This window comes from Polynucleobacter sp. MWH-Berg-3C6, assembly GCF_018881855.1.
Taxonomy (GTDB): domain Bacteria; phylum Pseudomonadota; class Gammaproteobacteria; order Burkholderiales; family Burkholderiaceae; genus Polynucleobacter.
The window spans coordinates 111,561-124,059 of sequence record NZ_JACVPN010000002.1 but is presented as its reverse complement, the minus strand read 5'-3'; the positions used below and the strand labels follow the sequence as shown (position 1 = coordinate 124,059).

Genomic DNA, 12,499 nt, shown 5'->3' with positions numbered 1-12,499 from the left:
AGCCTTCCTAAATTATTTGTCGAAGGCTTGTTGTAAAGATTTTTGATCCTTGGTGCCTTGCTGTAACAATAACATCAAGAGAATTCGGGCTTTTTGAGCGCGGAGATCATCTGCCATTACTGCACCTGCATCAACAGTGGTTTTGCCTCCACCCACAAACCCATAACTTCCCATAACTCTACCGTTAAGAACTCGAGTGGAAATAACAACGGGAATATTTTTTGAGATGGCATATTTAACGCCCTCATACATTGACTCATTCATATTGCCCATCCCTAGAGCCTGAACTACGATGCCATCAGCTCCGCGATCTACAGATGCTTTTAGCGCAACCCCATCGGCGCCACCATACATTGGAACGATGTCTACAGTTGGCATTTTGTCAGTCTTCAGTTTTATGTGCTGACGTCTAATAGGGTTGTAAGCATAAAAAATGCGATCAGGATATACCTCGCCAATAATTCCAAAGATTCCAGAGTTAAATGTTTCTACATTGGCGGTATGAGTTTTAGTAACGTATCTAGCTGAATTAATTTGGTTATTCATTGCCAGTAACACGCCTTTACCTTCAGACTGTTTATCGACGACGATACGGACGGCGTTTGTGAGATTTCTTGGACCATCAAAATCTGACACTGATGCATTTCTTTGGGCTCCAATTAAGACAACTGGCTTATTGGACTTAATTGTTAAATCGAGCCAAAACGCGGTCTCTTCTAATGTATCTGTGCCGTGAGAAACAATGACGCCAGCTACATCAGAGCGTTCAAGAGCCTCTTGAACTGCTTTTGTAAGGCTCACCCATCGCTCAGGATTCATGTAGTCTGAAGGAACGTTGGAAATATTGCTTACTTCAATTTTGGCGTATTTGCCGACCTCTGGAGCGGCAGCAAGTAAGTCATCCCCATTAATTGCAGGAACCGGTGCATTTTTGATTGGGTCAATTTTCATTGCAATTGTGCCGCCAGTAGCAATGAATTTAACTGTTGGAAGATTTTGTGCGATGGCAGCCTTAAGCGGCATTGCACAAAATAGACTGATTACTATCAGATGCTTAATTTTCACTTGTGTCCCCTATGATATTTTTAGAATTATTAGCAAACTTCATAAATACAGGTGTGAATTTATTCCATGCTCTCTTAATCTAGGGTTTTCACTAACTTCCGAATAGAGTCGGCATCAAGTCCATCAACTCTTAAATGAAAAAAGTAAGCTTCAGTAATCGAATTCTAGAAGTTCTAATTTTTATTGCCCCCTCAACTTCTCTTGTAAGTACTTTCCATTAATTCTGCACTAAATTGGGGCCCCCTGCTTTAGGATGGGTTTGCAGTTATTCAAATAAAAAAATATGGGGACAAGCAATGACAAATAAGAAACTTAATCCATCTTCGCAAATGCGCCGTGGCTTTATTCAGGCTTCGAGCATGGCGGCAATAGCACCTTTAATACCCAACTTTGCATTAGCTCAGTCCACATCAAAAAGTGCGCTAGCTACTTCCAGCAAGGGAATGGTGACCAGCCCCCATGAGTTGGCAACAGAAGCGGGCCTGAAAGTACTTCAATCAGGGGGAAATGCAATTGAAGCGGTTATTGCGATTTCATCCTGCCTATCAGTTACCTATCCACATTTTTCAGGATATGGCGGCGATGCATTCATGATTATTAGCGATGCCAATGGAAAGGCACAAACAATTTCAGGCATCGGGCAGGCGCCGCAAGACATCAGCTCTTACTCGGGAAGTATTCCAGTTCGCGGGCCAAAATCAATGCTGACAAGTGCCGCCTATGTCGACACCTTAGGTAAAGCCTATGAAATTAGTAAAAAAGATCTCAGGGGTAATAAATCTTGGGCCTCATTGTTGTCACCTGCTATTAAGCTAGCAAAAGATGGGTTCCCCGTTTCTGCTTCAGAAGTCTTTTGGCTCAATTTTCGTCTAAAAGAAATGGGATCATTGCCCGGAGTTGAGTCTGGATATTTGATTGATGGAAAGGTGCCAACAGTCGGTCAGATATTTAAGCAGCCCAAACTTGCTAAGACCATTGAAATGATTGCTGAGCGAGGACATCGTGATTTTTATGAAGGAAAGCTAGCAGCCATCTTGGCTAAAGGTTTAAAAGATGCGGGATCGCCATTAACGGCACAAGACCTTGCATTAACTCAGGCCCAAATAGAACCACCTTTAAGTGTTGCGTATCGTGGCGGAACCCTATTGGGCAATCAACCTCCAACCCAGGCGATCACTACTTTAGAGATTATGGGAATTTTAGAGAGATTTGATCTTTCAAAAATTCCTGAGGGAAGCCCTGATTACTATCATCTATTAGTTGAAGCCGTTAAATTAGCATTCATCGATCGCAATAAATATGTAGCTGATCCAAAATTTGTAGATGTTCCAACTCAAAGACTGCTATCTAATGCTTACCTAGATCAGCAAGCCAAGAAGATTCAAATGGAAACTGCTATGCCCTGGCCATATGTTTACAAAAACGGCGATACGGTATTTTTGGCAGCAGTAGACAGCAAGGGTAACTGTGCTTCTATGCTCACTACTGTTTATTTCGACTGGGGTAGCGGGGTGCAAGTTGGGGATACTGGAATGCTTTGGCACAATCGTGGTGCCTCTTTTAACTTGGATCCAAAATCACCGAATCGTCTTGAGTCTGGCAAGCGTCCATTCCATACCTTAAACCCGGGAATGTATATCAAAGATGGAAAGCCAGCGATTCTTTATGGCACGCAAGGAGCGGATGGTCAACCGCAGACATTAGCAGCTGTATTAACTAGATTGATTGACTATAAGATGGATCCATTAACAGCGCTGGCAAAACCACGCTTCTTATTGGGGAAAACTTTCTCAGATACTAGGGATTCTTTAAAGCTTGAAAAAGATGCTGGGCAAGAAGTATTTGTCGAGCTTGGAAAACGTGGTCATGAAATGAGTGAAATTGCAGCGCAAAGCCCATTAGCAGGACACCCAGGCGCAATTGTGATTGACTACCAAGCTAAAAAAATTACTGGTGCACATGATCCAAGGAGTGATGGCAGAGCTCTGGGCGTATAGTTTATTGAATTGATTTGGCACCTCTTTGCTATAAGCAAAGAGGTCTTATCTTTCGATGCATTTATTCAACTCAAAATTAGAAAACTAGCAAATGTGGAAAATTAAATTTTTGGCGATAGTTTTAGTCACATCTTTTTGTACAGGACTAAATGCTCAACCCAGTACTGCAGATATTGGCGGCGCAAGGGATATCTACGATGGCTCTCTTTATCCAGATAAAGCCGTTCGTACCTATAGTCAAACTGAGAAAATTTTCCCTACGCGCGTTATTAAGGCTGGCGGTAAACCATCACCCTTACTTCAAAGTCCCCAACAATTGACTTCATTGAAATTTACCTCGGAAGGTAAAACATATGATTTGCCCGATTATGTCGCGCTGAATCGAATGGTGGGCTTATTGGTTCTAAAAGATGGCAAGATTGCGTATGAGCATTACGACTTTGGTGTAACAGTAAATACTCGCTGGATGTCAATGTCAGTAGCCAAGTCATTTGTGTCCACGCTGGTTGGCGCTGCCATTAAGGATGGTTACATCACTAGCCTCAATGATCCTGTAACTAAGTACCTCCCCCAATTGGCCGGAAGTGCATACGAGGGTGTATCGGTACGGGATTTGCTAATGATGGCTTCGGGTGTGAAGTGGAACGAGACCTATACCGATCCATCATCTGATCGTCGCAAGTTATTAGAGCTTCAGATTGCTAGCAATAAGCAAGGTGCAATCTTTGATGTGATGAAAACGCTTTCAAAGGCATCTGAGCCCGGTAAAAACTTTAACTACAGCACGGGTGAGACAGTTTTAATTGGTGAGGTCGTGCAGGCTGCTACCAAGATACCGCTTGCAGATTATTTATCGAAAAAAATCTGGATACCCGTTGGTATGCAAGCGAATGGTTTGTGGTGGCTAGATTCTCCTGGGGGGCATGAGGTTGGTGGCAGTGGAATTTTGGCGGTGTTACGTGACTTTGGCCGCTTTGGTCAATTCATTTTAGATGGAGCAAAAGTCAATGGTCAGAGTATTGTTCCTGATGGGTGGCTTGCCGATGCTGGAAGTGCTAAACCTATTACGGGAGTTACTGGTAAAAATGGATATGGTTATCAGTGGTGGACTGTAAAGCCTGAGGCTGGAAAAGTTCACGAGAGTGTTTTTATGGGTAGAGGTATTCACGGCCAATATCTCTATATCAATCCAGCAAATAATATCGTGATTGTGGGCTTAGGTGCTCGCTCAAAACCTGTTGGTAAACAAGCAATTGATGACTTGGATTTCTTGGCAGCAGTTGTCGATAATTTGAAAATAGCCCAATAATTTTTTGGTGAGGGTAAAAGTTATTTTTTGAGCAACGAGCTGTTATATGGTTGCTCAAAAAATCCCTTGGCCCTAGGCTCAAGTCCTGATGGGTTTATCGGGGTGACCGGTGTTTTGTCTTTTGGGATGCCGATTTCATTCCATTGGTATTCTTATGTAAAACTATGAATAACAATCAATACCTGCCCAATGAACATTAATTCTGACTACAGTCAGCGTGTAGTCCTTAACCACCATGATCTTCCCTGGATCTCTAGCCCCTCATTAGGTGTTGAGAGACGCATGCTTGATCGTATGGGTGATGAAATCGCTAAGGCAACCTCGATTGTTCGCTATCAAGCAGGCGCAAGATTTGCGCCACATCTTCATGAATACGGTGAGGAAATTTTTGTTTTAGATGGTGTATTTAGTGATGAGACTGGAAGCTATCCTGCGGGTACCTACCTCATGAATCCTCCTGGCTCGTCTCATGCGCCTTTTAGTGAAGAGGGCTGCACTCTCTTTGTAAAGTTGCGGCATCTTGGATCAGAGCAAATGGAGCGAGAGATTGTAGATACTCACTCCGCAGAGTGGTTTCAGGGAATGGTTCCTGGTTTGACGGTAATGCCCTTGATGCGACAAGGAACGGGATCCACCCTAGTGAGGTGGGCGCCTCAGACTTACTTTAATCCGCACAAGCATTATGGGGGCGAGGAAATTTTTGTAGTGGACGGGGTCTTTGAGGATGAGCACGGACGCTATCCTGCTGGATCATGGATTAGAAGCCCGCACCTCAGTCTTCATCAGCCTTTTAGTAAAGAGGGCTGTACTATTTTTGTGAAGACTGGCCACTTATTAAGTGACGAGAGCTAGATTTGTCTTTTTAGCTCTTTTGCATGAGTTGCTCAAATGCCTCTATGAATGATTCAGGAGGTTGGGCGCCCTGTAGAAGATATTGATCATTCAGAATGATTGAGGGAACAGAGTTGATCCCGGCATTTGTATAGGTGACTTCTTCCTGCCGTACTTCATTAGCAAATTCAGCCCCATTTAAAATCTCTCTTGCTCTTTCGGCATCTAGGCCAGCTCGAGCTACGGCATCTAGTAAGTTTTTCTGATCATCTAAATTGACTGCAAGACAAAAGTAGGTGTTCAGCAATTCCACTTTTAAGGCTGCTTGCTGCTTTAGACCATATTCTTTTGCGGCCCAAGATAAAAGCCGATGAGAATGAAAGGTGTTGTAAACCCGTTTACGACCTTCTGGATGAAATGCAAACCCTGCTTCTAATGCTTTAGCGCGAATATTAGCTTGATTGGCTTTGACCTGCTCCTCAGTTAAGCCGTATTTTTGCGTGAGATGTTCAATTGCATCTTGGCCCCCATAAGGCATAGAGGGATTGAGCTCAAAAGGGCGGAAGTGCACCTCAAAATTGGCTTTGTCACTCAGCTGTGCAATTGCTTGATTGAGATTGCCTAGCCCTACGGCACACCAGGGGCAGGCAATATCGGATACAAAGTCAATTTTGATAGTTGGTTTCATATGCTGATACTTATTTAATCCAGCTAATAAAATTCTCTTTAGCTCTTCTAACTTTTTTCAGATTAAGCAACCAATCTTCATCAGCTTTTCTATATCCCAATGGTAGTAAGACCACGCTACGCAAACCTTTATCTTTGAGGTTCAGAATGGTGTCGAGTGCTTGTGGATCAAATCCCTCCATTGGCGTGCTATCGACTTGTTCATAGGCTGCCGCAATGAGTGCAGTGCCAAGGCCAATATAGGCTTGTTTTGCAGCATGTGTGAAATTAACTTCCGCATCTCTAGCTGGGTAAGCCTTCAATAGCATTTGGCGATAAGCTGTTCCGGATTCGCTAGTGAAGTTACGGTTTTTTTCTGTCATATCAAAGGCGTTGTTAATGCGCTCTGCGGTGTAAGTATCCCAGGCTGCAAAAACAAGCAGGTGCGAGCAGTCAGTAATTTGAGATTGGCCGTTAGCAATCGGCTTGATTTGCTCCCGGACCTCTTTATTGGTGATCACTAGCACTTCATATGGCTGTAAACCACTAGAGCTAGCTGTCAAACGAATTGCTTCCAGAATTTGATCCACTTTTTCTGGGGGAACCGCTTTTGCTGGATCCATTTTTTTAGTGGCATAGCGCCACTGCAGCTTATCAATCAAACTCATTTATATTCCTTCGAATTGGGATAGAAGATGGTATTGATTTTATTGCAAGTTAAAATAAATCATTGAGGTATCAGTGCGATAGATGTCTATAGCATTCTAAGGGGGGCATTTGAGTAAGAATTCGAGATCTTGGATTTTAGGGGTTGGCGTACTGTGCATTGTTGCCGCCTGTATTTTTTCCTACATCACCACCAGGCCCGATGAAGCAAATGTCTCGTTCATTGGCGAACCTATTACTTTTGCTATTGCCTAGGCATTCAGCTGGATAATATTTGAGGTCTACCCCTGTTTCTACTGGTATTCCTCTATAGAAAGCTCCTATAAGCAGAGTAGATTGATATTAGTGATCACTACTTAAGGGGTTGATATGAGCAAAAATCCATTTGATATGAGTGCTATGCCTGGTCAGCAAAGGGCTATCGATGCCACCAAGGCTGCAGGGCGTGTGGCCACTGAAAGCGCCCAAGCCATAGCAAAAATTAACCAACAGGCAGCACAGGAATTAGCTGAGCTAGTTCAAAAAAGAGTGTCTGAGCTCATGCAGACTCAAGATCCTCGTGCTGCGTTTGAATATGTGCATGCAGAAGTGTTGCAAGATGCCGCCAAAGAAGTAATTCAGTATCAACAGCAACTGATGCAGGTTCTGAAGAGCGGTAATCAAGAATTGGCTGCGATCGCAGAAGGTTTAATTCAGGAATCTAAAGCCGATCTAATTCATTTTGTAAATGATGCAACCAATAATGCGCCAATGGGTACTGAGGCTTATGTGTCGGTATTCAAGACTTCATTTAATAATGCCCTGCAAAATTTTGAATTGATACGTGCTGCAATGAACGATTCCTATGCAAGTTTTGAGAAGGGCATAGAAAGCATGAGCAAGCTCCCAACCCCAAAGGTGAGTCCTAGCAAGAAGTAAGTAGCTAGCTAGTTGCACTGCTGTTGAAACTGCAGAGCGGTTCTAATGGTTTGAAAATGGATATCAACAGTAGATTCAATTTCTTTTCCATAGCCGCCTGCCATTGACATAGCGAGAGGTAGATTTCTATCTAGGGCATATTGAAAAACAGTTTCATCTCTTAAGCGCATGCCATCTGTACTAATCTTCAGCCTTCCTAGGCGATCACCTTCGTGAGGGTCGGCTCCTGCAAGATAAATCAGACAGTCTGCTTTAAAGCGAGAGCTCAGCTCATCAAGACACTGCTCTAACGAGCTTAAGTAAGTTTCGTCATTGCATCCATCAGCAAGTCCTAAATCAAGATCACTTTGCTCTTTTTTAAAAGGGAAATTATTCTCACCATGAATCGATAATGTGAAAATTGAGGAATCATTTTGCAAAATAGAGGCTGTGCCATTGCCCTGGTGGACATCCAAATCAATAATGGCAATCTTTAACTTGGGATTGATTTCTTTTTGAAGGGTGCGTGCTGCAATAGCAGAGTCATTAAACACGCAAAATCCGCTACCCATATCACGATAGGCATGATGAGTGCCTCCAGCTAAATTGACGGCAATTCCTTCTGTAAGTGCAGTTTTTGCAGCAGCGACAGTGGCGCCTGCGGAGCGGCGTGAGCGCTCAACCATTTTTTCACTCCAAGGAAAACCAATTTCTCTTTGCTCCTGAGGGCTTAGCTTTCCTTCAATGATATTGATCAGGTAGTTGGGGTCATGGGCATACAGAATTTGGGTATCACTAGCAGCTGGTGCTTCAAGCAACTCGATGTCAGCGATGGTATTGACTAGATCTCTGAGTCGAGAGTATTTCTCCATCGGGAAGCGGTGCCCTGCCGGCAGGGGTAATACAAAATGATCTGTATAAAAAGCCTTCACACTTCACTCGCGTACTGCTGCAAGACATCTAAGGAAACCGTTTCGAGAGCATTGATATGCGTGCTCTCCAACTTGATGAGCGGGGCGCATTGAGCATTGGCGGCCTCTACCCAGCGAGTAATGCACAGGCACCATTGATCTCCGGCAACCAGCCCTGGGAATTGGTACTCTGGCCTTGGGGTTATTAGATCATTTCCTTTTTCAAGGCTAAATTGTAAAAACTCTTTTGTTACAACCGCACAGACTAAGTGGCTACCCACATCTTCTTCATTGGTTTTACAGCATCCATCTCTAAAGAAGCCTGTGAGTGGATCAAAGGAACAGGGGATTAATGGCTCTCCAAATACGTTTAAGGCAACTTCTTTTTGCATGAGATCCCTTAATAGTGTTGTTATCAGCCAGTTTATTCAATAAGGCTTAAACTTGCTGAGCCATGAATGCACTAGAAAAACTAACTCTCTTTTACGATGGCGCCTGTCCTTTATGCCAGGCTGAAATTCTGTTTTTATCCAGAAGAAATCAAGCCGGTCTACTCGACTTTGTGGACATCAATTCTGAACGTTTTGACTCTGACAGAATTGGCATCTCCTGTGAGCAAGCTTTGGCTGCTATGTATGGGCAGTATGCCAATGGGGTCCTGATTCAAGGGGTGACTGTTTTCCCTGAAGCATATCGTAGGGCAAATCTCCCATTCTTAGCATGGATGTTCTCTAGAAAGTTATTGCAACCCATATTGCAAGTGGGATATCGATTCTTTGCTAAAAACCGGCATGCTATATCTAATGTATTTGGTCCAGTAGCCCTCTATTTAGTGAAAGCTACTTCCACAAAGAGCGCATCTTGAATATGCTGAAGAAACTTTTCATTTTCTGCGGAGCTATTTTTCTCTTAGCCTCCAATAGCTTTGCGCGAGATATTTCTTATATTGATAGCGTATTAAACCCTGCAAAGCTTCAGGGTAGCGGTAGATTAAATTGGTTGGGTTTTCATATTTATGATGCATCCTTTTATCGCTCAGGTGTGCCGTCTTCCCCGGAGTTTGCTCTTAACATTCGCTATCAAAAATCATTTACTGGCGTCTCTATTGCCAATCGCACTGCTGACGAGATGAAAAAAATGGGCGTTCCTGATGCCCAGGTAACAACATGGGGTAAGGAGCTTGCCACTATTTTGCCCAATATTGAGTCAGGCCAAACCTTGACGGCAATCTATACGCCTAAACAGGGGACGATTTTTTATCACGATGGCAAACGTGTTGCTCAGATACCCGGAGTCGAGTTTTCAAAAGCATTCTTTGGCATTTGGTTAGATCCCAAAACGAGCGCTCCTAAGTTGCGCAATGAATTGCTAGGGCAAGGTTGCCCGCCACCACTTTTTAATGAGGCCTGCTAAGTGAAACACTATTTTTCTCTGAAGTCTTTTGCGGCGCTAATAAGTGCACTCTTATTGCTTGCTTGTTCAGGCCCGAGTGTTAGGCAATATGCCAATGAGAAACCGGCATTAGATTTGAGCGAGTACTTTTCTGGAACCATCGATGCCTATGGAATCTTTACTGATCGCAGTGGTGAAGTGAAGAAGCGCTTTACCGTCCTCATAAAAGCAGATTGGAAGGTAGTTGATGGTAAAAAAGTTGGCACTCTGGATGAGAGTTTTGATTACTCAGATGGCACTAAACAAAAACGTATTTGGACTTTGATAGAGCAGTCTCCTGGAAAATATATTGGTAGAGCAGATGACGTCGTAGGCGATGCCCAGGGTGATCTGGCTGGTAACGCACTGAATTGGGCCTATACCCTGGCCTTGTCCGTTGACGGCACGATTTACCATGTGCAATTTAATGACTGGATGTACCTTGTAAGCCCTAAGGTGATGTTGAATAAGGCCAAAATGAGCAAGTTCGGCATTGAGCTCGGAGAGGTTACTTTAAGCTTTTATAAGCGCTAAGCAGATACCCCGGATTTGTGTCACACTTTCCAACAAGTGTCACAAAGAGAGGGGTCGCAGAACTCCAGGAAAATCTAAAAACCCATGGAGAAAATGATGAATACAAAATTAAAACTAGTGGCGATCGGTTTATCGGTAGCGGGAATGTTGACTTTGGTTGCCTGCCAATCAATGGAACAAGGTACGGGTCAAAAAGCAACTGCAAATTTAGAGTCCAGATCTGGATCGAATACAAAGGGTGAAGTTACTTTTACCTGGCAAGGCAGCAATGTTTTGGTCAACGGCAAATTTTCTGGCTTGAAGCCAAATTCTGAGCAAGGCTTTCATGTTCATGAAAAAGGGGATTGTTCTGCGCCAGATGCTACAAGTGCAGGCGGCCACTTTAATCCAGAAACTAAAGCTCATGGCATGCCTAATAGTGGTATGAATCATGCTGGTGATATGCCCAATATCAAGTCTGACGCAAACGGCAACGCAACTTACTCAGCAACAATGCATGGTTTTGCAGTCAACACAGGTCCGACTGGAGTTGTGGGTCGTTCAGTTGTAGTGCATCGCGATCCAGATGACTATAAGTCTCAGCCAGCAGGAAATTCAGGGCCACGCATTGCTTGTGGCTTGATCAAGTAAATCATCACCTAGGGATAAGCAGGGGTTTTAATGAGAATAGAAGATGCTGATCCAGCAAGACATGCTGGGATTGAATATCCAATGGAAGTTGGAGCCCCTGTATTTGCCCCTATCAAGGTAGTTGAAGAAAAAGATAAAGCGGTTAATGTTGCACGCCAAAATGCAAAGCTAGAGTACGACCGCATTATGGAGCAGGCAGAAGTTTTAATGAAGCAGGCGCGTGCTTTGCAAGCAAGACTCGATGCTACCGAGATGGTCCACAGCGCAAAATTTAGCTTCAATCCCATTCATGGAAAAATTTATCACTTGTATTACGACAGCAGAAATGCAGTCAACGTACTGATTCAGAATGGTCCTAAAGAGTGGAGCTGTGGCATTCCAGATGGCTGGACTTATTCAATGGCCGTGAAGAAGTTAGGTGACAGTACCTGGGCCGTGATTGAAGAAGATGCTCTTACTGTATGATTTTCTGTTGAACAATAATAAATAAGGTGAAACGTGACAAAAGCTCGTGTTGTTAGTCTTTCTGAACTAGGTGGTGCCGAGGTAATCAAGGTGATTGATAAAGAGTTGCCTCCTCCAGCCAAAGGTGAGGTCCAAATTCGTCAGACCGCCATTGGTTTTAACTTCATTGATGTGTATCAGCGTTCTGGCTACTATCCGCTCGATCTTCCTACAGGCCTCGGTCATGAGGCAGTGGGTGTGGTGGAGGCCTTGGGCGATGGTGTGACGGGCCTCAAAGTGGGTGACCGTGTGATGTATATGAATGCTGGTATCGGCGCATATGCAAGCGCTCGAAACGTCGCCGCAGATAAGCTGGTACCTGTACCAAGCAACGTATCTGACGAGGTTGCAGCCGCAGTATTTTTTAAAGCAATGACCGCTCAGTACCTTATTCAAAAAACCTACAAAGTTAAAGCAGGCGATATTGTTGTAGTTCATGCTGCTGCTGGTGGTGTTGGTCAAATTTTGGCGGGTTGGGCAAAAGCGCTTGGCGCATTTGTAGTGGGTACGGTTGGTTCACAGGCGAAGATGGCTGCAGCCAAAGAGGCTGGATGTGATGCGGTAGTCGACTACTCCCAGCCAAACTGGGTTGAAGAGATATTGAAAGCGACAGGTGGCAAGAAGGCAAATGTGGTTTATGACTCTGTTGCTAAAACAACTTTTATGGGTTCATTAGATTGCGTTGCGCCTTTTGGAACATTGGCTTTATTTGGCGCTGCTTCAGGACCTGCTCCTGAAATTCAGCCAGAGATTTTGAATAAGAAGGGCTGCCTATTTTTAACTAGACCTTCTGTGTTTCCTCATAATGCAACGCATGCATTGTTGCAAGAGAATGCAAAGGCGGTGTTTGATGCTATTGCTAAGGGCTACGTTAAAGTGCAAATCGGTGCGAAGTTTCCTTTGGAGCAGGCTGCTGATGCGCACCGTGCTGCTGAGGGCAGAAAGGTCTCTGGCGCCATTGTGATGATTCCTTAGTATTGCAAGTTTTGTCGATGAAAGCCCCGCTAGTACGGGGCTTTTTCATTTTTGGAGCTCGAAAAATTCACGGTGCTTGGCCT

Annotated in this window: 16 protein-coding genes; 11 read left to right on the top strand and 5 right to left on the bottom strand. The window is 44.0% G+C overall.

Annotated elements, in window-relative coordinates; all coding sequences use genetic code 11:
• Positions 1–12: 12 nt before the first annotated feature.
• Positions 13–1,023, bottom strand: coding sequence for an asparaginase (locus ICN13_RS05630; RefSeq protein ID WP_216139559.1), 1,011 nt, complete (start codon positions 1,021–1,023; stop codon positions 13–15).
• Between the two features lie 338 nt (positions 1,024–1,361).
• On the opposite strand from ICN13_RS05630, the gene ggt reads away from it, so the two are divergent.
• The 3 genes from ggt to ICN13_RS05615 all read left to right on the top strand — a co-directional run bounded on the left by ggt (position 1,362) and on the right by ICN13_RS05615 (position 5,223).
• A complete protein-coding gene (gene ggt, locus ICN13_RS05625; RefSeq protein WP_370622959.1) occupies positions 1,362–3,062 on the top strand; it encodes a gamma-glutamyltransferase in 1,701 nt (566 codons plus the stop codon).
• Positions 3,063–3,153: 91 nt separating this feature from the next.
• Positions 3,154–4,371 (top strand): serine hydrolase, encoded by a 1,218-nt coding sequence (locus tag ICN13_RS05620; RefSeq protein ID WP_216139428.1) that lies wholly within the window; start codon positions 3,154–3,156, stop codon positions 4,369–4,371.
• A gap of 189 nt (positions 4,372–4,560) precedes the next feature.
• The gene (locus ICN13_RS05615; protein ID WP_216139427.1) at positions 4,561–5,223 is read left to right on the top strand and encodes a cupin domain-containing protein; all 663 of its coding nucleotides are present in this window, start codon (positions 4,561–4,563) and stop codon (positions 5,221–5,223) included.
• 10 nt (positions 5,224–5,233) lie between these two features.
• On the opposite strand, the gene ICN13_RS05610 is transcribed toward ICN13_RS05615, so the two are convergent.
• A complete protein-coding gene (locus ICN13_RS05610; RefSeq protein WP_216139426.1) occupies positions 5,234–5,890 on the bottom strand; it encodes a DsbA family oxidoreductase in 657 nt (218 codons plus the stop codon).
• Between the two features lie 10 nt (positions 5,891–5,900).
• The gene (locus ICN13_RS05605; protein WP_216139425.1) at positions 5,901–6,536 is read right to left on the bottom strand and encodes an NAD(P)H-dependent oxidoreductase; all 636 of its coding nucleotides are present in this window, start codon (positions 6,534–6,536) and stop codon (positions 5,901–5,903) included.
• 109 nt (positions 6,537–6,645) lie between these two features.
• Here ICN13_RS05605 and ICN13_RS05600 point away from each other — a divergent pair, with 109 nt between their 5' ends.
• Positions 6,646–6,789, top strand: a complete 144-nt coding sequence (locus ICN13_RS05600; protein ID WP_216139424.1) for a hypothetical protein — start codon at positions 6,646–6,648, stop codon at positions 6,787–6,789.
• A gap of 114 nt (positions 6,790–6,903) precedes the next feature.
• Positions 6,904–7,452 carry a phasin family protein gene (locus tag ICN13_RS05595; RefSeq protein WP_216139423.1) on the top strand — a complete coding sequence of 183 codons (549 nt, stop codon included), beginning with the start codon at positions 6,904–6,906 and terminating at the stop codon, positions 7,450–7,452.
• A gap of 8 nt (positions 7,453–7,460) precedes the next feature.
• On the opposite strand, the gene ICN13_RS05590 is transcribed toward ICN13_RS05595, so the two are convergent.
• Complete coding sequence (locus ICN13_RS05590; protein WP_216139422.1) at positions 7,461–8,363, bottom strand: histone deacetylase; 903 nt, start codon at positions 8,361–8,363, stop codon at positions 7,461–7,463.
• Positions 8,360–8,734 (bottom strand): DUF2237 family protein, encoded by a 375-nt coding sequence (locus tag ICN13_RS05585; protein ID WP_216139421.1) that lies wholly within the window; start codon positions 8,732–8,734, stop codon positions 8,360–8,362. Before ICN13_RS05585 ends, ICN13_RS05590 begins: the two co-directional genes overlap by 4 nt.
• A gap of 62 nt (positions 8,735–8,796) precedes the next feature.
• Here ICN13_RS05585 and ICN13_RS05580 point away from each other — a divergent pair, with 62 nt between their 5' ends.
• The 6 genes from ICN13_RS05580 (at position 8,797) to ICN13_RS05555 (ending at position 12,416) form a co-directional block, all read left to right on the top strand.
• Complete coding sequence (locus ICN13_RS05580) at positions 8,797–9,207, top strand: thiol-disulfide oxidoreductase DCC family protein (protein WP_216139420.1); 411 nt, start codon at positions 8,797–8,799, stop codon at positions 9,205–9,207.
• A gap of 2 nt (positions 9,208–9,209) precedes the next feature.
• A complete protein-coding gene (locus ICN13_RS05575) occupies positions 9,210–9,755 on the top strand; it encodes a chalcone isomerase family protein (protein WP_216139419.1) in 546 nt (181 codons plus the stop codon).
• Positions 9,756–10,307 carry a DUF3833 family protein gene (locus tag ICN13_RS05570; protein ID WP_216139418.1) on the top strand — a complete coding sequence of 184 codons (552 nt, stop codon included), beginning with the start codon at positions 9,756–9,758 and terminating at the stop codon, positions 10,305–10,307. It begins immediately after the preceding gene.
• A 96-nt stretch (positions 10,308–10,403) separates the two neighbouring features.
• Positions 10,404–10,937 carry a superoxide dismutase family protein gene (locus ICN13_RS05565; protein WP_255534060.1) on the top strand — a complete coding sequence of 178 codons (534 nt, stop codon included), beginning with the start codon at positions 10,404–10,406 and terminating at the stop codon, positions 10,935–10,937.
• A 30-nt stretch (positions 10,938–10,967) separates the two neighbouring features.
• Positions 10,968–11,402 (top strand): DUF2452 domain-containing protein, encoded by a 435-nt coding sequence (locus ICN13_RS05560; RefSeq protein WP_216139417.1) that lies wholly within the window; start codon positions 10,968–10,970, stop codon positions 11,400–11,402.
• 33 nt (positions 11,403–11,435) lie between these two features.
• Positions 11,436–12,416: a zinc-binding dehydrogenase gene (locus ICN13_RS05555; RefSeq protein ID WP_216139416.1), complete on the top strand. Its 981-nt coding sequence runs from the start codon at positions 11,436–11,438 to the stop codon at positions 12,414–12,416.
• The last annotated feature ends 83 nt before the right edge of the window (positions 12,417–12,499 follow it).